This window comes from Pseudomonas sp. FFPRI_1 (assembly GCF_055384485.1).
Genome location: NZ_AP029168.1, coordinates 4,325,868 through 4,349,075 on the forward strand (window position 1 = coordinate 4,325,868; position 23,208 = coordinate 4,349,075).

Below are 23,208 nucleotides of genomic sequence, written 5' to 3' on the forward strand. Positions count from 1 at the left end.
CACAACTCCTGTAGAAACTGCAAAAGGGGTTCGATCAATCCGGACGCCGGCCCTTCAGGGACAGGCGCACCGGCAGGGTCAGGGAAGCCGGGACGCGCTCCTTCAAGCGCGGCGTGGCACGCAAGGCGGCCAGCACCTGTTCATCGATCTGCGCGTCGCCGCTGGACTTCACCAGCTCGGCACGGGTGACCTGGCCATCGGCGCCGAGCCACAGGTCGGCCTGCACCGCATAGGCCTTCTTGCGCAGTTCCGGGTCATCACGCAGGACCTTCTGGAACATCGAGGCCAGGTACTGCTTGTAGGTCCCGGTGCCCAGGCCGCCACCGCCGGAACCGGCCATGCCGCCGCCCTTGCCGGCGCCGATGTTGAAGGCGTCATTGCCGGACTGGGCGTCGCCGTCGATCTGCATCGGGTTGGCCAGGTCGTCCGCCGGCGAAGGCGGCGCCTCCTCCTCGGGCTTGACCTCTTCCGGGGTCGGCGTGGGTTCGGGCTCGGGTACCTTTTCCTCCACCGGTTCAGGCTCCTTGGGTTTTTCCGGCGGTGGCGGCGGAGGCGGTGGTGGTGGCGGCAACGGGATGATGGTCGGCACCTTCGGCGCTTCGCGGCGCACCCCGGCCATGTCATTGGCCCACTGCCACAGCAGCCAGGCGGCCACGGCCCCGAGCAGCAGCCCGGCGCCCCATTTCAACAGGCGCAGAGGGGCGGGCTTGCGCTGCACCGGCGGTGGCTGGATTGGTGGTTGTGCGGTCATGACTCAGCCCTGGCTCGGTTTGCCGGTGACCAGGCCGACCTGGGACAACTCCAGGCGACGCAGCAGGTCGAGGACTTCGATGACCTTCTGGTACTGCACCGTGGCGTCGCCGCGGACGATGATCGGGAAATCCGGGTTCTGCGCCTTCTCGATGCGCAGGCGCTCTTCCAGCTCGCCCAGGGTCACCGGGTAGGCGTCGAGGAACACCTGGCCGCCGTCATTGACCGAGATCGCCTTGGTCTTGGCCTCGGACAGCGACACCGAGGCACTGGCCTTGGGCAGGTGGATCTGGATGCCCGAGACCTGAGCGGTGGCGGTGAGGATGAACATCACCAGCACCACCATCAGCACGTCCACCAGGGGCGTGATGTTGATGCTGTCCACCGCTGCGTCGTCTTCGTCATCGTGGGAGGCATTCACGGAAGCCATGGCAGTTCTCCTCAGGCCGGAACCGACGCGTTGCTGTGGGCCACCCGCCAGTGCGCGGCTTCGCTGTGCTGGCTCTCGCCATGCAGCTCCGCCAGGCGGGTGATGAACTCGTCGACGAACACCCGCATGTCGGCACCCACTTCCTTGTTGCGGGTGATCAGGCGGTTGTAGCCAAACAGCGCCGGGATCGCCACGAACAGGCCCATGGCGGTGGCCAGCAGGGCCGCGGCCATGCCCGGTGCGATGGCATTGATGTTGACGTCACCGGCCATGGCGGTGCCGAGGAACACCACCATGATCCCCAGTACCGTGCCCAACAGGCCGATGTAGGGGCCGCCGGCAATGGCGTTGGACAGGGTCGAGAGCTTGGAACTGAGCTGCTGGTTTTCCCGGGTGCGCACCCCGTCCATGGAGCAGCGAATGGCTTCGATGGTGGCCGCCGACACCGACGAGGTATCGGCGCCCTGCTCGCGGCGGGTGCGGATCTCCTTGACCGCCACCTGGTACAGGCGCCACAGCGAGGAATCCACCAGGCGCTGGGCCAGGTCGTGGTCGTCGGCGAACATCTCCAGGCGCGTGCCGACCTTGGCGAACTGCTCGCGAAACACCTGGTTGGCGGCGCTGATCCGGCTGACCATGCGGTTCTTGCGCAGCATGATGACCCACGACTGGATCATCATCCCCACCAGTACCAGGATGATCACCCAGGCATCCACCGGCACTGCCTTGAGCAGGAAGCCCAGGCTGCCGAAACCGAAGCCCGACTGTTCCTCATCGACGCCGTAGGCCACCAGCTTCGATTCGGCGCCCTGTGCGCTGGCATCCGCCAGGATCAATGCTGCCGTACGCGCCACCTTGGACAGGCGCACCTCGTCCATGGCCCCGGTGAACGGCAGGAAATGACTGGCCTCGGCCCCGGCCGCCGGCGGCAGGTCGGCCCCCAGCGCCAGCACTGAATTGAAGGTCGGGATGGCTTGGGCCAGGGTCGCGGTTTCCCGGCCGTTGACGTACAGGCCGAGCTTGCTGCCCTCGCCGCTCAGGGCCAGGTGCTGCCACTGGCCCGGGTTCAACGGCTGGGTGGACACCGCGCGCTGGCCGTCCACTTCAACGAAAGGCATGCCCTGGTTGACCCCGACCAGCAGGCTGCCGGCGCCTTCGCGACGGGCCAGGATCAGTTGCTCGCCATTGGCCTGGTCCAGGCGCACCCAGGCGCTGAAGGTGAACGCGCCACCGGCGTTGTGCTGCAGCGACGGGCTGGCCGGCAACAGCAACGGCTGGCCGCTGAACTGCAAGGCGCGGCCGATCACCCCGTCGATGCTGGCACCCACTGCGTTCTGTGCGGTGTTGCCATAGGCGGTGGTGTCTTTCGCTGGGGTTCCGTTACTGCCGTCGAAGTGATAGATCGCGGTGTAGCTGGGGTCGAAGGTCAACTGGCCATTGGCGGTGCTCGGCGCCTTCTGGTTGCCGTAGTACATCCAGATGTCCTGGCGCTGGCCGCCCTGGACCTGGGGCACATCGACCCAGATCAGCGCCATGCCCATCAGCGGATCGAAGCTTTCGATCTGATGGTTGAGCACGGTCTTGTCATCGGCGGCGACAAAACGCAGGTCGGCGCCGTCTTCCTTGACCCCGTCGAAGGTGAAGTTGCCGGTGTGCAGCCGCACCAGCAGCGCGGTGCGCCCCAGGTTCTCGTTGATGCCGGCGCCCTGGGGCGTGGTGTCCACCGAGATCTGCTTGCGGTAGTGCCAGTCGTCCTGCCACCAGGCATGGGCCGTGGCCGGGAGCACGAAGCCCAGGCAGATCAACAGGCTCAGGAATAAGCGTTGCATGTGAAGGGTTCTCCGTAAGAAGGCGTCAGAACGTCGCCTGCACACTGAAGTGCACGCGCGGGTCGTATTTCTGGGTATTGGGTCCGTCCAGCAGCGGATAGCCCCAGTCCAGGCTGCCGGACAGCCACTTGCTCAAACTGGCGCGGGTGCCCAGGCCAACGCTGGCCAGGCTGTACTCGTCTTCCTGTTCCACCAGGGGTTCGTGCAGGCGCATCCGCGCGCCCTCGGCAAAGGCGTAGAAGCGCCACTCCTGCACATAACTGCCCAGGAACTTGGCCAGCGACGGCGTGCGCAGCTCCTGGGACAGCAGGTAGCCCTCGTCGCCGGTGCGCTCGGCGGCCAGGTAGCCGCGCACCGACGTGGCGCCACCGGCGGAATACTGCTCGTTGGACACCAGGGGCCCCGAGGCCAGCTGGAACGCGCCCTTGGTCGCCGACTGCCAATCGTTGGCAAAGGTGTAGGTGAAGTTCAGATCGCCCTTGAGCACCGAAAAACTGGCGCTGGCTTCGTCGCGCTTGTACTGGAACTCCTTGGCGTCGCTGCCGTAGCCGAAGGAGCGCCGGGTGCCGATGACCAGGTTCAAGCCCAGGCCCAGCTGCGACTGCTCGCTGTAGCGGTAGCCGTTGTAGCCGAAGGTCAGCGGCGCGTACTTCAGCGGAATCTGGTCGCTGCTGCGGCCAAAGCGCATCTCTTCGTCGAAGTCCTTGAAGTCCACCCCCACCGACAGCGAGTTGGCCCACTGGCCTGCGGTGGGCAGGCTGTAGATCGCCGACACCCCATAGGAATGGCCCTTGCCCAGCACGTTACTGCCGCCGATGGTGGCGATATTGCTGTCCGACTGATAACCGGAGAACTGCAGGCTCCAGCGCTCGTTCAGCGGTGCGGTGTAGGACCCGGACCAGACCTTGGCGTTATCGGTGTCCTGGGGGGCGGTGAAAAAAGTCAGGGACACGCTGTGGCCCAGTTGCCAGAGGTTGTCGTAACCCACAGTCGCCACGCTGCGCAGCTTCTCGGTGTCGGCGCTGTAGTCGTTGTTCAGGCCGACGCTGGCGTGCCAGGGGTTCTGGTCCTCCACCTGCAGGTCGACGTCCATGGTCCCCGGGCGCTGGCCCTCGCGCACCACCGGCATGACCTGGCGCCCGGCGCCACGGTTGAGCCCGGACAGCTGGTTCTGCACCGTGGCAAAATCCGGCACCTGGCCCTCCTTCAGCGCCGGCACCTGCTCGCGGATATCCACCGGCGAATAGTGCTTGGCCCCGACCACCCGCACCCGGCCGACCTTGGTTTCACTGACCTGCAGATAGACGATGCCGTCCTCGACCTTCTGCTCCGGCAGCTCGACGAACACCGACTGGTAACCCTTGGCCTGATAGGCCTTCTGCAAGGCATCCCGGGCGCCCTCGATATCGCTCAAGGCCTTCTGCGGCCCGAGAAACGGATACACCGCCTCCTCGATGGCCCGGGCATCGAGTACGGTATTGCCGCGCACGAAGTACTCATTGACGTCCACCAGCCGCGCCGGCGCCGCCTCCTGAGCGGCCTGTGCCGGAACCGGCTCGCCCTCCTCGGCCTGCACCGCCGGCACCAGCGCCAGCAGGGTCAGCCAGCCGCACAATGGCCACCAGCGCCCACTACTGCCCGGCCGTCCTGATTTCAACAGATGCTCCACAGCGCCCCCTAGATGTCCGAAGATTGGCGCCCAGGCGCCCCTGGCCGTCGCCGATTGCACGGCGTTTGGCCGACTCAATTACTGGCTGTCGAGGTGGTTTCGTGGCGGGCCAGCCAGGTGTGCAGCAACGCGAAGTTCAGGGAGAACTCCGGCATTTGCAGCAAGGCGCCGCAGAACACTTCACCGATGATTTTCTGGATCAACTGCACCGCTCGCGGGTTGTTCAACAGCGTGGCGATGTCGCGGCTCAAGACGTTGAAGCTCCAGACCTTCTGATTCAGGTCCAGGCCGACGAACCAGCGGAACAGCAGGTTGTAGCTGAGCTGCTCGTACAACTGCTGCTCGCTGGGCACCGAATACAGCAACTGCAGCAACAGAATGTGCATCACCGTGCGCGGCGCGATCAGCATCCCCGGCTCGGCGTCGAGGGCCTGAAACAGCGGACGGTGCTGATCCAGCAAGTCATCGATCTGCGGGCGCAGCAGCACCAGCGAATGCCCTGGCGGGATATAGCTCGACACTTCCTTCAAGGCGCCCTGCCAGTCATCCTGGGACACGATCCAGACCCACGGCGCACCGTAGCGATAGACCGACACCGGCTTCTTGCGCGCGGCCTCAACGATCTTCGACAGTCGCTGATCCAGCTCCTGCATGCCCACTTTCGAGTAGCGTTCCATAGTCCCCATAGCCTCACTCCCGGCGTCCCGCCTCGGCTTAAAAAAGTGGCCTTGCGGCCCCCTCAAGCGCGTTACATAGCCAAGACGTGCGTGGCGATGTGCTACCGAACTTTTGTCATAAAAGCTTCATTCACAGAGAGAGGGGCTGGGGATGGCGCAGGAGGTGGCGAGTTGAGGAGGTGTTGCAGAAGGCCGTCATCGGCGTAGACAGGATTGCAGGCGAGACAGAGCAGGGTCGGTACCCGCGCAACCCGAGCGCCCTCCTTCACCGGCATGCGGGTTCTCACGGAAAACAGCTCGTTCACATTGATAAGAATGAAAAAGGCGTGACCCGGGCGATGCGCAATCGACTCTGGCGTGTGGCTTGCGCTGTTGCGCCAGCCGCCAATCGGTGTTGGCAGCAGAGCCCCTCAAAGTTCAACGGCCCACTGGATTTCAAGGTGCCGGGTTATCCGCCCTCAAATGAAACGGCCGCCACAAAAGCCAATATCACCCAGTAAATGCTGCAAGACAGAAACTTGCGCAAACAACCCTGCAGCCATCATGAACACGGCTAAAGATTCAGTGAAATCAATTCATTTTCACTCAATCCATGGCCCGACATAAAATACATCTCAATTACAGATTAATAAATACCATTGAGCAGAAATCAGACAAGAGAATTTGAACACACCGAAAGGTGCAACTAACAAATTCCGATTTCGCCTCAAATTACCAGGGTGCCAAGTCACAATGAACAAAGACTTTACATTCGCCATTAAAAGCACTTCTTTCGACGAAAACTATCACCCATCGGAAAACACCCGCATCACCACCAACTTTGCCAACCTGGCCCGTGGCAAGAGTCGCCAAGAGAACTTGCGCAAGACCTTGAGAATGATTGACAACCGTTTCAACGCCTTGGCGCACTGGGACAACCCCAAGGGCGACCGTTATGCGGTCGAACTTGAAATCATTTCCGTGGAGATGGACATTGAGGGTGAAAAGAATGGCAATGCCATCCCGCTGATTGAAATCTTGAAAACCAACATCATTGATCGCAGGACTGACGAGCGTATTGAGGGCATTGCAGGAAACAACTTTTCCTCTTACGTGCGAGACTACGACTTTAGCGTAGTGTTGTTGGGGCACAACAAGGACCAGGCAAACTTCAGCACTCCGGACAACTTTGGAGAGCTGCATGCAAAGCTGTTCAAATGCTTTTTAAACTCAAGTGCCTATAAAGAAAACTTCAACAAGCCACCGGTCATATGCCTGAGTGTTTCGAGCAGCAAGACCTATCACCGGACTGAAAACCGACATCCCGTACTGGGGGTGGAATACCAGCAGGATGAATACTCTCTGACTGATGAGTACTTCAACAAGATGGGCTTGAAAGTTCGCTATTTCATGCCTTCGAACAGCGTTGCGCCTTTGGCCTTTTATTTTGTCGGCGATTTGCTCGGTGATTACACCAACCTTGAACTGATCAGCACCATCAGCACGATGGACACCTTCCAGAAGATCTACCGCCCTGAAATTTACAATGCGAACTCAGCGGCAGGAAAGTCCTATCAGCCCAGCTTGAAGCACCAGGACTACTCACTGACGCTGATTGTCTATGACCGCGAAGAACGCAGTCGCCTGGCTATCGAGCAGGGAAAGTTTGTTGAAGAAAACTTCATCAAACCCTACCAGGCCGTTCTTGAGCAGTGGTCCGCCGATTACGCTCTTTGATCCATTAAAAATACAAGGTCATCTTTCATGAAAAAACTGTTGCCCACTTCAACTGCTGGCAGCCTGCCTAAACCCTCTTGGCTTGCACAACCCGAGACACTCTGGTCTCCCTGGAAACTGCAAGATGAGGAGCTGATCGAGGGCAAGCAGGATGCCCTGCGCTTGTCATTGCAAGAGCAACAACAAGCAGGCATCGATATCGTCAGTGACGGTGAACAAACGCGCCAACACTTTGTCACCACGTTTATCGAGCACCTGAGCGGGGTTGATTTCGAGAAGCGCGAAACCGTCAGGATTCGTGATCGCTATGATGCGAGTGTGCCAACGGTCGTGGGGGCTGTAGCTCGGCAAAAGCCGGTTTTTGTCGAAGATGCCAAGTTCCTGCGTCAGCAAACCCAACAACCCATCAAATGGGCGCTGCCAGGCCCCATGACCATGATCGATACGCTGTACGACAACCACTATAAGAGTCGCGAAAAGCTCGCCTGGGAATTCGCCAAGATCCTCAATGAAGAAGCCAGGGAGTTGGAAGCTGCGGGCGTCGACATCATCCAGTTTGACGAGCCGGCTTTCAACGTCTTCTTTGACGAGGTGAATGACTGGGGAGTGGCCACCCTGGAGCGGGCAATCGAAGGCCTTAAATGTGAAACGGCCGTGCATATTTGTTATGGCTACGGCATCAAGGCCAATACCGATTGGAAAAAGACCCTGGGGTCAGAGTGGCGGCAGTATGAAGAGGCTTTCCCCAAGCTGCAAAAATCCAGTATCGATATCATCTCGCTGGAATGTCACAACTCTCATGTGCCCATGGATCTCATTGAGCTCATTCGCGGTAAAAAAGTGATGGTAGGGGCCATTGATGTGGCAAACCATGCAATTGAAACGCCTGAGGAAGTGGCCACTACCCTGCGAAAAGCCCTGCAGTTTGTAGATGCCGACAAACTCTATCCTTGCACCAACTGCGGCATGGCCCCATTGCCTCGTCAAGTCGCCAGGGGCAAGTTGAAGGCATTGAGTGCAGGCGCCGAAATCGTCCGCAGAGAACTCTCGAACTAGTACTCAGCTAAAGCCGGAAGTGTCCTGAAGAGGTACAGCGGTAGATTGAAAACTACCGAACGACTTCAGGCCTTCCCTGGCATTTTCGAGCGGTACTCAATATTCAGGATCTACCATGTCACTTCCTAGTACGGCTATCGAGCCATTGAGCTTTCGCCAAGCGCTCGGGCACTACGCCTCCGGAATCACGGTGATTACATCGCACATTGATGGCGAGCCGATTGGCTTCACATGCCAGTCGTTCTATAGCGTGTCGATGAACCCACCACTGGTGTCGTTCAGTGTAATGTCCAGTTCGGCCAGCTATCCCAAAATCCGCCAGGCAGGACGATTCGTAGTCAACATTCTCTCCGGTGAACAGGTGCGGATCTCCAACCAGTTCGCACGCAAAGGCACGGACAAGTGGCACGGGGTCGACTGGCAGGAATCACCGTTGGGGAACCCGATCATTGCCGGCAGCCTGCACTGGCTCGATTGCGAAATTCACGCCGAACACGCCGCTGGGGATCACCTGATCGTGATTGGTGAAGTCAAAGCGTTGAACCTGCAAGAAGCCGCTGCTACGCAGCCATTGCTGTACTTCAAAGGGCAATACTGCAACCTCGCCGCCCATGGCGCGGTGTGAGCCTGTACTGGCGCGCCCCTCTTTGACACTGCAATCAATCGAGCGTCTTGCCCGTCCGTGAAGCTTCATGGCATCGGAGCCGCTCTTGAGGCCCCCTGGGGCCTTTGCCTACAAGCTGCCGGAGCACTTTCGCGTGCTCGGCTTTTTCATTTGGCTCGCTACTCCCGGGACACACCGCCATGACAGGCATCAAAAGGCCTCAACTCAGCCTTCCCAATGGCGCGGACAGCTTGCTGTTGCACTCCTGCTGCGCGCCCTGTTCAGGAGAAGTGATGGAGGCGATCAGCGCCTCGGGCATCGACTACACCCTCTTCTTCTACAACCCGAACATCCACCCGGAGCGTGAGTACCTGTTGCGCAAGGACGAGAACATCCGTTTTGCCGAAGATCACAAAGTGCCGTTTATCGATGCCGATTACGATAAAGACAACTGGTTCGAACGTGCCAGAGGCATGGAACATGAACCCGAGCGCGGCGTGCGCTGCACCATGTGCTTCGACATGCGCTTCGAACGTACGGCGCTTTACGCCTATGAGAACGGCTTCAGTGTGATTTCCAGCTCCCTGGGTATCTCACGCTGGAAAGACATGAAGCAAATCACCGACAGTGGCATCCGCAGCGCGCAAAAGTATCCTGGAATTAGCTATTGGGACTACAACTGGCGCAAGGGTGGCGGCTCGGCACGGATGATCGAAATCAGCAAGCGCGAACGTTTTTATCAGCAGGAGTATTGTGGTTGCATTTATTCCCTGCGCGACACCAACCACCATCGCAAGGATCAGGGGCGGGACATCATCCGTATTGGCGTCAAATACTACGGGGACGATGAATGATCGCCTCGCAATCTGTCTCCAGGGAGTTGATGCGGGGTCTGGTGCCACCGGTTAAGCAGGCATTCTCGACCTGTGAGTGCTCGGTAAAAGGTACTGGACGGCCAGTCCTCCGTTCAACTTGAAGCCAGGTAAAATGCCGGCCAATAAAGCCCCCTATCAACAAGGAAGTGGTGACGGCACATGCGAGCAAAAACTCAAAAAACAATAATGACTTCCATCCTGTGCTGTTTCTCGTTGCTCGGTTGCAAGCACACAAGTACCGCAGAAGGCTATGACTGGTCGGGAACGGTATCGGCCCCGCAGGAATACCCGATGGAAGTCTATAGCGGCGCGATAGTTTCCAAGGACTATAGCTTCGCCTTTGACTCGATCTGGGGCACCCAGAATACAGGCTGGGGCAACGGTGGCGGGACCATGAGTGTGGGGGCCAGGGAAAAAGCAGCCCCGTATCAACTGGAGTTCACCTGGTACTCCCTGGTAGAGAAAAAGTTCTATACCGGCAAATGGGCGTTGGACAAAGAGAGAATCGAACACCTCTTTGATCAAGGCTTTATCGACCAGGACACCCACAAGAAAGACACCTACAGCGTTTTTAAAGTAGGCCTGGCGCCCAAGGGACGAGTCGTGCTTTGGCTGTCCGGGCCTGGCAATCAAAAGGAAGTCGGCGCATTCAGTGCGCAGAGCGTCATCATCAAGCCAGAGGACGCCTACAGCAATGCACAGTACATGTTCAAGGATGGCTATGCAGAGCGCATGCTGAACGACCCTGCTTATAAAACCTTCACCCCGGCCATCAGAGAGAAAATACGAGCCCAAGGCTATCCCGCGGCGGAGGTCTATGACACATACCGAGAAAAATACGTTTGGAAGCCGGTAGTTGTGTTGCCCGATGGCGGTCACTGGATGGACTTCGGCATGCACACCTTCAATGGTGAACAGGAAAGCCTTTTCGGCGACAGTTTGCTGAACAATCAATATGAAAAAAGAGCCATCCCCAAGTTCACTGCCTTCTACTGGCAAGACGCGGCAGCAAACAGGTATGGCGTATGGATTGACGCTTATGATGAGCAAGAGATGTTTGAAATTTTCCAGAAGCTCGGCCAAGAAACAAACATCGACCTCATAATGAAAGTCAATTCAGACAATACCAGGCTGTCTCTGGCATTGAAGTCGGCGGATCAACAACTGCCGATTACGAAAGCCACAATCAGACTCTCGCGTAAAATCGAATGAACAGGCATTTCTCATGAACCCAGGAGCGGCTGCGTCGCGCCGCTTGCCGCCTCCGCTCAACAAGCCGAACCGTGAAAGCGATGAAACCGCCCGCACCGAGCAGCGCTTCGGCAAGTCCGGAGCGCTCTTGCCAGCCCGTCAGGCTCTGAGGAATCACCGGTAACTCCCCGACTCTTGCCATATGGGCCCCGCCTTCTCCATCCCCTGAACGGCGCCACCCCGGCGTCCCCCGCAAAACATATCAATTGCGAATCACTCGCATCTTCTGCTAGCGTGCGCGCTCCCGAACGCCCCTTGATCAAGGTAGTGCTGTGCCCTCCTGGAATAAGCAGATTGCGCGCCTGTTCACCGAACAGAAGAAGGCCCTCGAAGCGTTCGTCACCCGCCGCACCGGTAGCGCCCAGGTGGCCGCCGACCTGACACAGGAATCATTCCTGCGCCTGGCCCGCCTGGAGTCCGGCCAAAAGATCGAAAACCTGCCGGCCTTCCTCTTCACCATCGCCAGCAACCTGGTGCGTGATCATCAGCGCCAGGCCATCCGCCGTGAGCGCCTGGAGGTCGGCGAGCCCAGCGAAGAACTGCCCTGCGACAGCCCCTCGGCGGTCGAACAACTGTCTGCCTATCAGGACGAAAGCCTGATGCAGGATGCGATTCACGCCCTGCCCGAGGCCACCCGGCAGATCTTCCTGCTTTATCATGTCGACGAATATTCCTATCGGGAGATCGCCGAACGTCTGGCCATCAGCCCGCGGAGTGTCGAATACCAATTGCGTCGCGCGCTGATCGATTGCCGGGCCTATATCCAGGCACGGCTGGCGGGCGACTCCCGAGGATCGCGGCCATGACTCGCGAACCCGTAGCCGTGGAATCACTGATGACCGACTCCGTTGCGCCGTCGCTTGACGACGATCTGTTTGCTCAGGCTTCGGGCTGGTACTTCCGCCTGCAGGCCGAGGACGTGAGCGCGAGCGACCTCGACGCCTTCGCCCTGTGGCTGGCTCAAGGGCAGCCCGAGGAGGATGCATGGCAGGAGGTCCAGGCGCTGCTTGGCGCCCTGCGCGCCCCCGCGCGGGCCATTCGTCAACAGCAGCAGGCGCGCTGGCGCAAACCCGCGGCCCGACAATGGATGCAGTGGTCTTGCGCTGCTGCGGTGCTGTTGATGGTCGGGCTGCTGGCAGTGCAAACGCCCTGGCTCGACCGCCTGCGCGCCGACTACGCCACCGGCACCGGCGAGCAGCGCCGGGTGCTGCTCGCCGACGGTTCCGAGCTGCTGCTCAATACCGACAGCGCGGTACAGGTCCGCATGAGCGATGGTGAACGGCAAATCCGCCTGCTGCGCGGCGAGGCCTGGTTCGCGGTCACCAAGGACCCGACACGGCCCTTTGTCGTCAAGTCCGGTGCTGGCCGGGTGAAAGTGCTCGGTACCCAGTTCAGTGTCGCCCGGCGCGCTGAACAGACCCAGGTGCAGGTGGCTGAAGGACGGGTCGAGGTCAATGCCGGCAGCGGCGAACCGGTCTACCTGGAACCCGGGCGTGCCGTGGAGTATCAGGACCGGGCCCTGACCCCGGTCCATGGATTCGATCCCCTGGTCGGTCTGGCCTGGCGCCAGCGCCAACTGGTGTTTCGCCAGCAACCGCTGTCCGAGGTGGTGGCCGAGTTGAACCGCTACTGGCCGGGCCACACCCTGGTACTGGGGGATGAGCTGCGCAATCGGCAGGTATCCGGTGTGTTCGACATCGACAAACCGGATGCCGTACTCAAGGCACTGGTCTACACCCTGGGTTTGCGCGCCGAGCATTACACCCCGTATCTGCTGGTCCTGCGTGGCGATTGATGGGGTATTTCGCCGCGCCTGCAAATAATTCTCAAATAGTTTCAGGGTTTTCCCGTGGCGCGTCGTCCTTGATCACTGAGGCGTAAACAATAAGCACTCTCAAGTAGTGCCGCGCCGCCACATCGACTTCGATCATTGGGGAACATCCATGGGACATCCGATTGCTGCCCGGCGCCTGCCCGGCGTGCCGACCTTGTTAACGCTGGCCCTGGGCTGTGCCCTCGTGGGCTTGCCGGTCCAGGCGCAGACCAGCGCCGCGGCGCAGGCTCAGCTCTACCGTTTCGATATTCCGGGGCAATCCCTGGATGCGGCCCTGGCGGCCTTTTCGGCGGCAACCCGGGTCCAGGTGCTGGTCTCGGCAGAGGTGACCCAAGGCCTGCACTCCCCCGGCTTGCACGGCAGCTTTGCCAAGGACGAAGCCCTGAGCCGGCTGCTGGCCGGCACGGCGCTGCAGGCCCGGTTCATCGACGCTGACAGCGTGACGCTGGAACAACCTCGAGCCACCGGCTCGGCCCTGGAGCTGGGAACCACCCAGGTGAATGCGCAACGCTTGGGGACCACCACTGAAGACAGCGGCTCCTACACCACCGGGGCGGTGACCATCGGCAAGAGCACACAGAAACTCAAGGAGATTCCGGAGTCGGTCAGCGTGCTGACGCGCAAGGCCATGGATGACCAGAACATCAGCACCCTGACCCAGGCTGTGGAAGCGGTGCCGGGCCTGGCTTCGGTCAAGTCGCCGGGGCCGGGCATGTTCATGTTCGCCCGGGGCTTCGAGATCGAGTCCCTGCAGTACGACGGCGTACCCGTGCCGCGCAATGTCTATGCCCTGGGCAGCTACATCACCGAAAACATGGTGATCTATGACCGCATGGAAGTACTGCGCGGCTCGGCCGCTCTGCTGCAGGGGGCCAACAGCCCCGGCGGCGCGATCAACATGGTGCGCAAGCGTCCGCAAGCCGTCCCGACCGTGACCTTGAGCGCCAAGGCCGGTAGCTGGGACCGCTACGCCTCCCAGGCCGATGTGGGTGGGCCGCTGAACGAAGCCGCAACAGTTCGCGGCCGAGCGGTGGTCAACTACGAGAAAGGCCATTCCTTTTCCGATTACGTGTGGAACTGGGAGCAGACCCTGTACGGTGCCCTGGATTTTGACCTGAGCGACGACACCGTGCTGGGAGTCGGCTTCAGCAACAAGAAGAGCCATGGCCGTCCGTACTTCATTGCCTTGCCGCGTTACGCCGATGGCAAGGCCCTGGACCTGTCGCGCTCCACTTACACCGGCTCGACCTGGAACCGTTCGGCGAACGACCAGACGGCGCTGTACCTGGACCTGGAGCATCACTTCAACGACAACTGGAAGCTCAAGGTCGCAGCGACCGGGATGAACGAATCCAACGCAGCGACCTATCAGTTCATCGCCGGTGCCGTGCAGCCCGGGACCACCAGCGGCCCGAGCTATTCCGACTTCGCCACCGACTTCTACGGCAAGAGCCGCGGCCTCGACCTGTTCATCAACGGCGATTTCCAAGCCCTGTCGTTCAAGCAGAGCCTGGTGCTGGGCGCCAACTACTCCAAATACACCACGAACGACGGCTATGCCCGCAGGTTTACACCTGGCGCGGACATCAGCGACATCGACCATCACCGCCCTCAACCGAGCTATGACTCCATTGCCGACCAGGCCAACCTGGCGCTCAGCACCTATGACGTGCGGCAAAAAGGCATCTACGGCTCCTGGCGGGTCAAGCTGACCGAGCCGCTGACCCTGATTCTCGGCGCACGCACCAGCTGGTACGACTACAAGTTCGACCAGGACAACTACTCGGCCCGCAAGCTGCAGGAAGGCGGTGAGAAGAACTCGGTCAAGACCAGTGGCAAGGTCACGCCCTACACGGGCCTGGTGTATGCACTCAATGATCAGTGGTCGGTGTATGGCAGCTACGCCGAGGTATTCATTCCCCAGGTGCAGTTGACCAAGGAAAAGTCCGCACTGATGCCGGTCGAAGGCAAGAACTACGAAGTGGGGATCAAGGGCGAACTGATGGATGGCCAGCTCAACACAGCGTTGTCGCTGTTCCGCTACATTCACCAGAACCGTGCCGTGACCGACCTCACAACCGACATCAACAGCGATGAGGCGTGCAATGGCTGGTACTGCTCGACGGCCTCGGGGAAAGTCCGCAGCCAGGGCATCGAAGCCGAGCTCAGCGGTGAAGTCGCACCGGGCCTGCAACTGGCCAGCAGCTACACCTACAACACCACCACGTTTCTGGAAGATACCAAACTCAAGGGCAAGGTATTCGCCACCTCCACCCCCAAGCACATGCTGCGCATCTGGAGTGACTACCGCTTGCCGGGGGACTTCAACAAGGTCAGCGTTGGCGCCGGGGTCAATGCCCAAAGCAGCACCATCAGTTTTGACCGCGCGTTCGAGCAGGCCGGGTTTGCCATCTGGAACTCACGCATAGCCTACGACGCCAGCGATGAGGTGCTGCTAGCGGTCAACCTGAACAATATGTTCGACAAGCACTACTTCATTCCGTCCTACAGCCAGGTGACGGGCAACAACTACTTCGGTGATCCGCGGAACTTGATGTTCAGTGTGACCTACAAGCCACAGTTCTAAGCCGGGGCAGTCGAACATACTTCGCCGCGGGCGGGGTATGTTCGTAACCATCATCGATAAGCATCTCCGCGCTTCTGTGCTGGTCATGCCGCTCAAGCGCCCTGCCCTGCATGCCCCACCAAACAGTATCCCGGTCGATTCGCAGCTCCATCTTCCGGGCGCTGCCCAACTGCCCTGGAGAGCGCGCCAAGAACGCTTGGCATTCAGCCGCAGCACGGGCAGGCGCTGATCCACGGACGGCAAGGGTCGCTGTCGATAAATGTGACCATGACTTCAGTCCCCGGCCCCAGGAGAATCGCCTCACACTGCCAGTGAGAGGCGTCCAGCCAACAACTGCTCTTGTCATCAAACCGACCTTCGCGGTCCCAGGGAAATTTGACCTTGACCCGGGCGGGGCGCGCTTCTTCGCCTTCCACTGCAATGACCACTGCGGTCTGAGTGCTGGGCACCAGGGGTTTGCGGTGAGCCACAGGCGGACGATAGGGCCGATCCCAAGGTAGAGCGGTGAAGCGGTTGCGATACCCCTGATCAAAGTCGTTCTGGCTGCCAGTGCTGCCTAGGGCAGTCTTGTCCCTCAGCACCTGGGGTTGCTTGCCCTCGTGGATGACCCGGGTCAGTAGCCAGAGGTCGTTCCGCTCCTGGCCCAACGTGCCCGAGATCGGCACAACCTGGCCGCTGGCCAGCCAGGCCTGGTCGCCTCGCCCTTCAGTGTGAAGATAAGTCTCGTGGCCGTGCTCCAGCGCTGGACGGTCAAACGCCGCCAGGCCCGGATGGCATGGCTGGCCCCGTTGCGCCTTGGTCAGTCTATCGTTCCCCTGTCTCTTGGCGGTGACTTGTGCGCCCCGGGGAAAAGCGGCTAACTCATCGCCAAACACCAGCACATGGCCCTGGGGGCTGTGTTGGAAGTGAAAGTGAATCCCCTCTTCCTCACACAGGCGCTGGATAAAGTGCAGGTCCGTTTCGTCGTACTGGGTACAGCACTCACGCTTGGGGTAAGTCGCCCGTAGATGAAAGCGATAGGCACCTCCCAGAATCCCGTGTTCCTCCAGTATCAGGGCGACGATGTCCGGCACTGAGTACTGTTGATAGACCCTGCGGTTAAGCCGGTGGCGCAAGTAGGACAAGTGCGGAACCAGGGCCAGGTTGTAGCGCCCCTTGCCGCGTTGGGCAATGTGATAGACCCGCCCATGAATGCCTTCACCCTGAGTGCCGAAGGCCAGAAAGGCCTCTGTGTCGAACAGGCGCTGGAGATCCAGGCCGGCCTCCTCGCCCACCAGCTCCAGATTGAAGAAGTAAGGCCTGTTGATCGCCTCTTCCCCGGTGAAGGCCAGTACTTGAAAGTCAGGCTCAAAGCCATCGATTGTCAAACTCAAGGGCGTCTGATTGGCTGGGCTGAACATCCGCTGTTCTCTTCTTGCATAGATGTTGAATGGATGCTGTCGCAGACAGCGATGTCAGGACACCGGAGCAATCCGGTCCGGAACTAGAACCTGCAACCTGGGCTCGGCAGCCCACTCGCCCCAGCAGCGACGCAACAGCCATTGCCGGCAAGCGTCAACGCTGGCAGTACTCGTTCAGTACCCGGGAACGCCCTTGCGGGAATTCAAGGATGCAGTACCCGCGACGCTGCACTTCGAGCGCCCTCCCACTGGCATCTTGAAACCCGCACGGCGATAGCCTCGACCTGCTGTCCCGCGTCCTTGTTCATGGCCATGGCCATGGCCTGCAACAAGACACTGTCGGAAACCGCAAGTGATCCATCAAGCCGCTATCAAATACTGCTCTTCACCTTGGTCCAGACCCGGGTGCGGATACGCTCCAGTTTCAATGGCAGCGGCTCAAGGGGCACCAGTGTGGCAAGGGTATTCCTGTCTGGATAAATCCACGGATTGTCCCGCAGCTTCTGCTCGACAAACTCGGTGGCGTCCTTGTTGGCGTTGGGATAAAGAGTGTGGTTTGAGGTTTTGGCAATGACTTCCGGTTGCAACATGTAGTTGATGAACGCCATGCCCGCCTTGGGATGGGGGGCATCCTTCAGCAACACCAGGTTTTCCGACCAGACCAGCGCGCCTTCGCGCGGAAGGCTGTAGGTAATCCTGCGCCCGGTGTTGGACTTCTCATTGATGGCCTGGGCAGCAAGGGCGCCATTGGCCCACCCCACCACCGCACAGATATTGCCGTCCGCCAGGTCGGCGTCGATCCTCGACGAGTCGAAATAGAGGATGTAAGGGCGGATCTTCAACAGCAGGGCTTGAGCTTTCTGATAGTCCTCCGGGTTCCTGCTGTTGCTGGGCAATCCCAGGTAATGCAAGGCAATCGAAATGATCTCGCTGGGAGAATCAAGCATGGCCACGCCACAGGACTTCAGCTTGCTGATGTTCTCTTCCTTGAAGATCAGGTCCCAACTGTCCACCGGAGCCTTGTCGCCCAGTGCCGCCTTGACCTTATCAATGTCATAGCCAATCCCGGTGGTGCCCCATAGATATGGCACGGCATAGCGATTGCCCGGGTCATTGACCGCAAGCTGGGACAGAATGTCAGGGTCGATATGGGACAAATTGCTCAGTTGGGCGGGATCCAGCGGCTGCAGCACTCCCGCCTGGATCAGGCTGGGCAACACATTGGAAGTGGCCACCACCACGTCGTACCCCGTGCGCCCGGCCATGACCTTGCTCTGCATGATTTCGGCGCTGTCGAATGCATCCATATGGATCCTGTTGCCGGTCTCTTGCTCGAACGCCTTCGGCGTCTCGGGAGCAATGAGCCCGAACCAGTTATACAGATACACTCCAGGCCCTGCCGCTGCGACAGATGTGCTTATCCCTGCACAGAGAAGCGAGACCGAAAAAAGGGTTCGCAAAGGTGAATTTCTCATGCAACATCCTTGTAAAAAACGATGTGCCTTCATGGCCATCGCAAATCCTGGCAGTGAATATACGGGGCATTCCCGAATAGTAAATACCTACGAATACTTACCTCAGACCCACGACTCCCTAACCCTAAAGGGGTAGAAGATGCCACTCGACCTTCACAGCCTGGCCTGGCACCGTTCGATTGGAAAACTGATCATGCAATTGAACCGTCCAGAGTTCTGGAGCTCGCTTGTTCGCACCCTGAATGAGTATGTGCAGATCGATAACTGGGTTGTACTGATCTTCAGTAACCAACATGTACAAGTTGTCAGTCTTCCGGAGATAGCCGATGCAGAGGAAGTCGATGCCTTTATCCATCGCTACGTGAAGGGGCTTTACCTGCTGGATCCTTTTTACATAGCCAATCGAGAAAACCCGCAAAGCGGATTCTTTCATCTGCTGGATATTGCGCCTGAGTACTTCATTGAGACCGAGTACTACCATCAGTATTTCGAGCAGTATATTTCCGTAGATGAGGCGCAGTACAACGTCCAGCTCGACGCCGACAGAACCTTGTGCATTTCCATTGGCAGCAGCGTTCGCTTCAATCAAGAGCAGATTACGATGCTTGATCTCATCAAGCCTTGGGTGAGCGCGTTAATGCACCAGCGCATGAGCTTCGAGACGGAGGTGGAAAAGAACCTCGCCGCGCCCCCTCTCTGGCCGGAAACCATCACCCGCCTCGGCACCCAGATAACAGCCCGGGAAAGTGATGTACTCAGGTTGTTACTGAGTGGTTTCTCCAATAAGGAGATTGCGGGGAAACTTTCCCTTTCGTCAGAAACGATAAAAGTCCACCGTCGCAATATCTACGGCAAATTGAACATCAAGTCACAGTCCGAGCTGTTTGCCCGATTTTTCATGCCCAAACACGAGGCCCTTGCTTCAAGTTGAAAGCAGCGAAGCCGCCGGAGCATTCTCTGCATCAGCCCCCGTTCGGCGCATGATCAATGGCCTGTCATCCACGCCAGCGACAAGGATCCAGACCTCCCTGGCAACCCCCTCGCCCTGCAACACGGACGTAAAGGAAAAAATGTTCAACGCGATTCTCTTCAGCCTGCTCTCGAGCATCTTGGTCCTGATTGTTTTCGGCTTCTTGATATCACAATTGCTCCCTGCCCAGTTCATCGCGGGCAGCCAAATGGACTGGGGGTATTTCACCTCCTGCCTGCTCATCCTGCCCGCCGCGCTTGCCGGCGCCAGGCAGGTCAGGAAAATCACAGGCCCGAACCCTCGGGTTGCCTGAGGCCCACAGAAAAGCCGAGTTGCCCCATGAAGTTCACATCCGCCGGCAAACCCATCGACCCTCGTACCCTCAGCTACCGCAGCCTCGGCTTCGGAGAAGCCGTCAGTCTTGATACAACACCCTATGAACTGATCTTGGAGCACAGCGACTTTCCACAACACTTCCTCGAATGTGCCGACACCTTCATCAGCGAATGCAGGACAGACGACCTTGAGCAAGGCTTTGCAGACATCCCGGGGCTCGAGCGGCTGAATTACCCGACCTTTCAGGAGCTGTTGGAGAGTCAACCCGAAGTGGCAGCCGCCTTGATTGACGACTACCTGTATTTCGAGTTGTTTTTCGCGCTGTTCCGGGACCCAAGTCCCCTGGCGTTAGTGATTAACAGCCTCACCAGCACCTCTGCAAAAGGCAGGTCGATCATCATGGTCGGCGAGACCTTTGCTGCCAGGCAGGTCTGAACAGCCTTCACCTTGAGGCCTGGATGCCCCGCCCGCCCACGCCGCTCGCTGCCCCTCAGGCATGCCATTGGCCCAGGCTCATCTCGACGCTGAAGCCCGGGCCAAAGGCGGCCATCAGGCCTTTGCTACCGGCCTTGGGGGGCGATTCGAACTGGCGGCGCAACACGTCGAACACCGCCACGCTGGCCACGTTTCCAGCCTCGGCCAGGCTGGTTCGGGACAACCCTACACTGTCCTCAGGTAACTGGAGGTGGATGACCAGCTCATCAAGGATCTTGCGGCCACCGGTGTGAAAAATGAAAAAGTCATTGTCCGCACAGCCCTGCCGCTGGTGATCCTGGTTGAACCGTTCAAGGACCGGAGCGATGTCCTTGATCGAGTGCATGACGGCCTTGTCCAGCGCGAAATGAAAGCCGCTGTTCTTTACCTCGTACCTGATGAAATGCTCGCTGTCGGGCAACAGGTACGAGCGTCCAGCCGTGATCCGGACCCCCTGCGCTCGGTCATCGGCACGCAAGACACAGGCGCCGGCGGCATCGCCGAACAACGCCGCGCTGATCAGCGAATGCAATTGCTTGTCCCCCGCCTGATAGCACAGCGAGGAAAACTCCAGGGAAACCATCAGTACATGGTTGTCGACATCCAGGGCGGCAAAATCCCGAGCCCGGTTGATCGCCGCCATGCCGGCCACACAGCCCAACTGGGCAATCGGCAATTGCACGGTCGTCGCCGGCAGGCGCAGGTCGTTGATCAGGTGGGCGGTCAGGGACGGCATCATGAACCCGGTACAGGAAGTGACAATCACCATCCGTATCGCGCTCGGGGTCAGGTCGGCATTGACCAGTGCCTGACGTGCCGCGGCGCACGCCATGTCTCTAGCAGCGCGCTCATAGAGGATGCTGCGCCGGGTAATGTCGGACTGCTGGAGCAGTTCATCCAGCGGCAGCAGCAGGTGGCGCTGTTGCACCTGGCTGTTGCGGATCATGCGCTCGGACAACGCCGTGCCTGGCTGATCGCCGTGCAGCCGCCGCAGATGCTCGATCATCTGTTGCTGGCTGATCCTGTGCTCCGGAAACAGTACATGAGGCAGACAAAGGGTCGGCATCGAACTTCCTTGTTGAAGGCTGGCCGGTCAAGGCCCGGGCTTATACCGCGCGAACCACGGTGTAGGTGAGCGTGGCGGAAAACAGCGCCAGGACGATGGCGGTCCCCCTCGAGAACAAGGGCCCCGAGACACGTCCCAGGTACTGGGCGCGAATCCCCGCCCCCAACGAGACCCAGAGCAAGGCAATGGGCGCCAATGCCAGGAAGAACGCGCACAACGCGGGCAGGAATTCCCCCACGCTGGAGAAGGACCGGGCCGGAAATATCACACTGGCAAAGATCAGCCCCTTGGGGTTGAGCAGGGTCGCGATCAGCAAATGCCGGGGCCAGCTCTCGAAGCGTTCGGTGTGCTGGGCGCCGGCGGTCGAGGTCTTCCAGGTTTTCAGAGCCAGCGCCGCGATATAGAACGCGCACAGCAGCTTGATCAGGTGGATCAGCCACGGGTAGTCGTGGGACAGCAGCACCAGCCCCCAGCCCCAGGTGCAGATTGACACGGTGTAGCCGAGCATCTCGATCAGCACCAGCGGCAGCGAGCGCAGCACGCCGAACTTGAAGCCCGAGGCCAACAACAGGGTGTTCGAAGGCCCCGGTACCACCAGTATCAGGGATGAAAACAGCGCGATCTTGTAGAGGTCATCCATTTGCAGGGTTTCCTATTCCGTTAGGAAAAATCAGTCCGAAAGGGTTGTGCTGCGGTGCTGCGACGGGTCAGGAGGAACGCCCGCCCATGGATTTGTAGAGGCTGATCAGGTGGGTCCTGAGCTGGCTGTCGCTATTGACCAGGTCGCGCTGCGCCTCGAGCAGCATCTGTTGCGCCTCCAGTTCCTCCAGGTAACTGGCATCCCCGGCGGCAGACCTGACACGAGTCCACTGGTAGGTGCGGGCCCTGCTCTCATAACTGTCCTGGAGGTGTGCCGCACGCTGGTATTCGTGGTGATACCGACTGAGGGCATCATCCACCTCCTGCCAGGCCGCCAGGACGGTTTGCTGAAACGCCACGGCCGCTTCTTGCTGCTCGAGCTTGCGCAATACCACCGTCTTGCTGCGGCGTCCGCGATCGAACAGCGGCAGGTCCAGACGCGGCCCCACCGACCAGGCCCTGCTGCTCCAGTCGGCAAACTTGCCGCCCTTGTAGGATTCAAAACCGAAGTCGGCGCCCAGCGTCACGCTCGGGTAGAGCTCCGCTTCAGCCACCCCGATGCCGGCCGTGGCCCGGTGCAAGCGGGCTTGTGCAGCGCGGATATCCGGACGCTCACGCGCCAGCTCTGCCGGTACGCCCAGCTGCAGGTTGGGCAGCGGGCTCCCCAGGGCGGTGTCCGGACGATCCGCCAGCAAGGTTTCCAGGGCCCCGGGATGCTCCCCCAGAAGCACTGCAATACGGTTCGCGGCCTGGGTGTGCAGGGCCTTCCAACCCGGTATCTGTGCATTCAGCGCCGCCAGCCTCGACTGCTGGCGCTCGACGGCGAAGCCATCCTCATCACCTTCGCGAGCCTGTACCACAACCACCTGCAGGCGCGCGTCCAGCACGTGCAACTCCTGCTCCAGCAGACGGGTCTGGCGCTGCGCAGTGCGCATCTCGATGTAGTTTCTCGCCAGCTCGCTTTGCACGCTGAGCAACACATCGTCCAGCGTCGCCGCCGCGCCGTCGACTTCGGCCTGGGCGGCTTCGCCCAGGCGCGCCACCCGGCCCCAGAGATCCAGCTCCCATGAAACATCGAACCCGGCCTGGTAGAGGCTGTAAGGGTCGGTCAGGACCTTCTCCAGGGCCTCGCGGTCGCTGCCCAGTGCTTCGAGCATGCGATTGTTCGGGGCATACCGGCTTTGCCGGTTGCGGGTTGCAGCGCCCGTGAAGGACACCTCTGGGGTCTCCAGGGAAGAGACAATCTGGCGTTGCAACCTGACCTGGGCGAATCGCAGCATGGCCGTGTGCAGATCCGGGTTGCCCTCGCGCACTTGGGCCTGCAGCTGATCCAGGACAGGATCGGCAAATACCCGCCACCAGTTGGCCTCGGTCCCCGGCACGACGCTCGCGGTGTTCTTTGCCGACAGCACCGGCGTCACCGGGCCGCTGTGCCAGTCAGTCCATTTTTCCGGGCTTGGCACCACAGGCGCCTTGAAATCGGGCCCAAGGGTGCAGGCGCTGAGAGCCATCATCAAGGCCGCCGCCAGCCCGTTGAACAGGTATCCAGAGTGAGTCGTTTTCATGACGT

The 23,208-nt window shown here is 60.0% G+C and carries 21 protein-coding genes; 11 read left to right on the top strand and 10 right to left on the bottom strand.

The genetic code is table 11. The features are described from left to right. Positions 1 to 34: 34 nt before the first annotated feature. From ACZ5BO_RS19145 to ACZ5BO_RS19165, 5 genes are all read right to left on the bottom strand, one after another. Positions 35 to 751: an energy transducer TonB family protein gene (locus ACZ5BO_RS19145; RefSeq protein WP_464696126.1), complete on the bottom strand. Its 717-nt coding sequence runs from the start codon at positions 749 to 751 to the stop codon at positions 35 to 37. A 3-nt stretch (positions 752 to 754) separates the two neighbouring features. Next, positions 755 to 1,180 carry an ExbD/TolR family protein gene (locus ACZ5BO_RS19150; RefSeq protein ID WP_011061113.1) on the bottom strand — a complete coding sequence of 142 codons (426 nt, stop codon included), beginning with the start codon at positions 1,178 to 1,180 and terminating at the stop codon, positions 755 to 757. 11 nt (positions 1,181 to 1,191) lie between these two features. Next, positions 1,192 to 3,009, bottom strand: coding sequence for a DUF2341 domain-containing protein (locus ACZ5BO_RS19155; RefSeq protein WP_464696130.1), 1,818 nt, complete (start codon positions 3,007 to 3,009; stop codon positions 1,192 to 1,194). Positions 3,010 to 3,034: 25 nt separating this feature from the next. After that, a complete protein-coding gene (locus tag ACZ5BO_RS19160; RefSeq protein WP_371261372.1) occupies positions 3,035 to 4,678 on the bottom strand; it encodes a ShlB/FhaC/HecB family hemolysin secretion/activation protein in 1,644 nt (547 codons plus the stop codon). Between the two features lie 74 nt (positions 4,679 to 4,752). Beyond that, complete coding sequence (locus ACZ5BO_RS19165) at positions 4,753 to 5,364, bottom strand: transposase (RefSeq protein ID WP_177330334.1); 612 nt, start codon at positions 5,362 to 5,364, stop codon at positions 4,753 to 4,755. Between the two features lie 723 nt (positions 5,365 to 6,087). Between ACZ5BO_RS19165 and ACZ5BO_RS19170 the strand changes: the two genes are divergently transcribed. The 8 genes from ACZ5BO_RS19170 (at position 6,088) to ACZ5BO_RS19205 (ending at position 15,278) form a co-directional block, all read left to right on the top strand. Then, positions 6,088 to 7,071, top strand: a complete 984-nt coding sequence (locus ACZ5BO_RS19170; RefSeq protein ID WP_464696132.1) for a DUF1852 domain-containing protein — start codon at positions 6,088 to 6,090, stop codon at positions 7,069 to 7,071. Between the two features lie 27 nt (positions 7,072 to 7,098). Further along, entirely contained in the window at positions 7,099 to 8,127 is a 1,029-nt protein-coding gene (locus ACZ5BO_RS19175; protein WP_025131858.1) for a methionine synthase, read from the top strand. Between the two features lie 115 nt (positions 8,128 to 8,242). Then, entirely contained in the window at positions 8,243 to 8,752 is a 510-nt protein-coding gene (locus ACZ5BO_RS19180; RefSeq protein ID WP_025131859.1) for a flavin reductase family protein, read from the top strand. A gap of 179 nt (positions 8,753 to 8,931) precedes the next feature. Continuing rightward, positions 8,932 to 9,585, top strand: coding sequence for an epoxyqueuosine reductase QueH (locus ACZ5BO_RS19185; RefSeq protein ID WP_025131860.1), 654 nt, complete (start codon positions 8,932 to 8,934; stop codon positions 9,583 to 9,585). A 207-nt stretch (positions 9,586 to 9,792) separates the two neighbouring features. After that, on the top strand, positions 9,793 to 10,818 hold the full coding sequence (locus tag ACZ5BO_RS19190) for a DUF2931 family protein (RefSeq protein ID WP_157838131.1): 1,026 nt from the start codon (positions 9,793 to 9,795) through the stop codon (positions 10,816 to 10,818). Positions 10,819 to 11,129: 311 nt separating this feature from the next. Beyond that, positions 11,130 to 11,663: an RNA polymerase sigma factor gene (locus ACZ5BO_RS19195; RefSeq protein ID WP_025131862.1), complete on the top strand. Its 534-nt coding sequence runs from the start codon at positions 11,130 to 11,132 to the stop codon at positions 11,661 to 11,663. A gap of 29 nt (positions 11,664 to 11,692) precedes the next feature. Beyond that, positions 11,693 to 12,652: a FecR family protein gene (locus ACZ5BO_RS19200; RefSeq protein WP_464701322.1), complete on the top strand. Its 960-nt coding sequence runs from the start codon at positions 11,693 to 11,695 to the stop codon at positions 12,650 to 12,652. Between the two features lie 148 nt (positions 12,653 to 12,800). Then, a complete protein-coding gene (locus ACZ5BO_RS19205; RefSeq protein ID WP_025131864.1) occupies positions 12,801 to 15,278 on the top strand; it encodes a TonB-dependent siderophore receptor in 2,478 nt (825 codons plus the stop codon). 203 nt (positions 15,279 to 15,481) lie between these two features. On the opposite strand, the gene ACZ5BO_RS19210 is transcribed toward ACZ5BO_RS19205, so the two are convergent. Then, positions 15,482 to 16,678, bottom strand: coding sequence for a contractile injection system protein, VgrG/Pvc8 family (locus ACZ5BO_RS19210; RefSeq protein WP_464696134.1), 1,197 nt, complete (start codon positions 16,676 to 16,678; stop codon positions 15,482 to 15,484). A 371-nt stretch (positions 16,679 to 17,049) separates the two neighbouring features. After that, a complete protein-coding gene (locus tag ACZ5BO_RS19215) occupies positions 17,050 to 18,153 on the bottom strand; it encodes a polyamine ABC transporter substrate-binding protein (protein WP_025131866.1) in 1,104 nt (367 codons plus the stop codon). Between the two features lie 139 nt (positions 18,154 to 18,292). On the opposite strand from ACZ5BO_RS19215, the gene ACZ5BO_RS19220 reads away from it, so the two are divergent. The 3 genes from ACZ5BO_RS19220 (at position 18,293) to ACZ5BO_RS19230 (ending at position 19,894) form a co-directional block, all read left to right on the top strand. Further along, on the top strand, positions 18,293 to 19,084 hold the full coding sequence (locus ACZ5BO_RS19220) for a helix-turn-helix transcriptional regulator (RefSeq protein WP_025131867.1): 792 nt from the start codon (positions 18,293 to 18,295) through the stop codon (positions 19,082 to 19,084). Positions 19,085 to 19,223: 139 nt separating this feature from the next. Further along, positions 19,224 to 19,436 carry a hypothetical protein gene (locus ACZ5BO_RS19225; protein ID WP_025131868.1) on the top strand — a complete coding sequence of 71 codons (213 nt, stop codon included), beginning with the start codon at positions 19,224 to 19,226 and terminating at the stop codon, positions 19,434 to 19,436. 26 nt (positions 19,437 to 19,462) lie between these two features. After that, entirely contained in the window at positions 19,463 to 19,894 is a 432-nt protein-coding gene (locus tag ACZ5BO_RS19230; protein WP_025131869.1) for a hypothetical protein, read from the top strand. A 55-nt stretch (positions 19,895 to 19,949) separates the two neighbouring features. Here ACZ5BO_RS19230 and ACZ5BO_RS19235 read toward each other — a convergent pair whose 3' ends face one another. The 3 genes from ACZ5BO_RS19235 to ACZ5BO_RS19245 all read right to left on the bottom strand — a co-directional run bounded on the left by ACZ5BO_RS19235 (position 19,950) and on the right by ACZ5BO_RS19245 (position 23,203). Continuing rightward, a complete protein-coding gene (locus ACZ5BO_RS19235) occupies positions 19,950 to 20,999 on the bottom strand; it encodes a type III polyketide synthase (RefSeq protein WP_025131870.1) in 1,050 nt (349 codons plus the stop codon). 40 nt (positions 21,000 to 21,039) lie between these two features. After that, positions 21,040 to 21,639 (bottom strand): LysE family translocator, encoded by a 600-nt coding sequence (locus ACZ5BO_RS19240; protein WP_029978780.1) that lies wholly within the window; start codon positions 21,637 to 21,639, stop codon positions 21,040 to 21,042. A 67-nt stretch (positions 21,640 to 21,706) separates the two neighbouring features. Then, positions 21,707 to 23,203: an efflux transporter outer membrane subunit gene (locus tag ACZ5BO_RS19245; RefSeq protein WP_464696135.1), complete on the bottom strand. Its 1,497-nt coding sequence runs from the start codon at positions 23,201 to 23,203 to the stop codon at positions 21,707 to 21,709. Positions 23,204 to 23,208 lie beyond the last annotated feature (5 nt).

Coding starts and splice junctions, on each gene's coding strand:
- ACZ5BO_RS19145 (WP_464696126.1), bottom strand. CDS start 751: ATGACCGCACAACCACCAATCCAGCCACCGCCGGTGCAGCGCAAGCCC.
- ACZ5BO_RS19185 (WP_025131860.1), top strand. CDS start 8,932: ATGACAGGCATCAAAAGGCCTCAACTCAGCCTTCCCAATGGCGCGGAC.
- ACZ5BO_RS19220 (WP_025131867.1), top strand. CDS start 18,293: ATGCCACTCGACCTTCACAGCCTGGCCTGGCACCGTTCGATTGGAAAA.
- ACZ5BO_RS19230 (WP_025131869.1), top strand. CDS start 19,463: ATGAAGTTCACATCCGCCGGCAAACCCATCGACCCTCGTACCCTCAGC.
- ACZ5BO_RS19240 (WP_029978780.1), bottom strand. CDS start 21,639: ATGGATGACCTCTACAAGATCGCGCTGTTTTCATCCCTGATACTGGTG.
- ACZ5BO_RS19210 (WP_464696134.1), bottom strand. CDS start 16,678: ATGTTCAGCCCAGCCAATCAGACGCCCTTGAGTTTGACAATCGATGGC.
- ACZ5BO_RS19235 (WP_025131870.1), bottom strand. CDS start 20,999: ATGCCGACCCTTTGTCTGCCTCATGTACTGTTTCCGGAGCACAGGATC.
- ACZ5BO_RS19215 (WP_025131866.1), bottom strand. CDS start 18,153: ATGAGAAATTCACCTTTGCGAACCCTTTTTTCGGTCTCGCTTCTCTGT.
- ACZ5BO_RS19155 (WP_464696130.1), bottom strand. CDS start 3,009: ATGCAACGCTTATTCCTGAGCCTGTTGATCTGCCTGGGCTTCGTGCTC.
- ACZ5BO_RS19190 (WP_157838131.1), top strand. CDS start 9,793: ATGACTTCCATCCTGTGCTGTTTCTCGTTGCTCGGTTGCAAGCACACA.
- ACZ5BO_RS19150 (WP_011061113.1), bottom strand. CDS start 1,180: ATGGCTTCCGTGAATGCCTCCCACGATGACGAAGACGACGCAGCGGTG.
- ACZ5BO_RS19170 (WP_464696132.1), top strand. CDS start 6,088: ATGAACAAAGACTTTACATTCGCCATTAAAAGCACTTCTTTCGACGAA.
- ACZ5BO_RS19165 (WP_177330334.1), bottom strand. CDS start 5,364: ATGGGGACTATGGAACGCTACTCGAAAGTGGGCATGCAGGAGCTGGAT.
- ACZ5BO_RS19205 (WP_025131864.1), top strand. CDS start 12,801: ATGGGACATCCGATTGCTGCCCGGCGCCTGCCCGGCGTGCCGACCTTG.
- ACZ5BO_RS19175 (WP_025131858.1), top strand. CDS start 7,099: ATGAAAAAACTGTTGCCCACTTCAACTGCTGGCAGCCTGCCTAAACCC.
- ACZ5BO_RS19245 (WP_464696135.1), bottom strand. CDS start 23,203: ATGAAAACGACTCACTCTGGATACCTGTTCAACGGGCTGGCGGCGGCC.
- ACZ5BO_RS19225 (WP_025131868.1), top strand. CDS start 19,224: ATGTTCAACGCGATTCTCTTCAGCCTGCTCTCGAGCATCTTGGTCCTG.
- ACZ5BO_RS19200 (WP_464701322.1), top strand. CDS start 11,693: ATGACCGACTCCGTTGCGCCGTCGCTTGACGACGATCTGTTTGCTCAG.
- ACZ5BO_RS19180 (WP_025131859.1), top strand. CDS start 8,243: ATGTCACTTCCTAGTACGGCTATCGAGCCATTGAGCTTTCGCCAAGCG.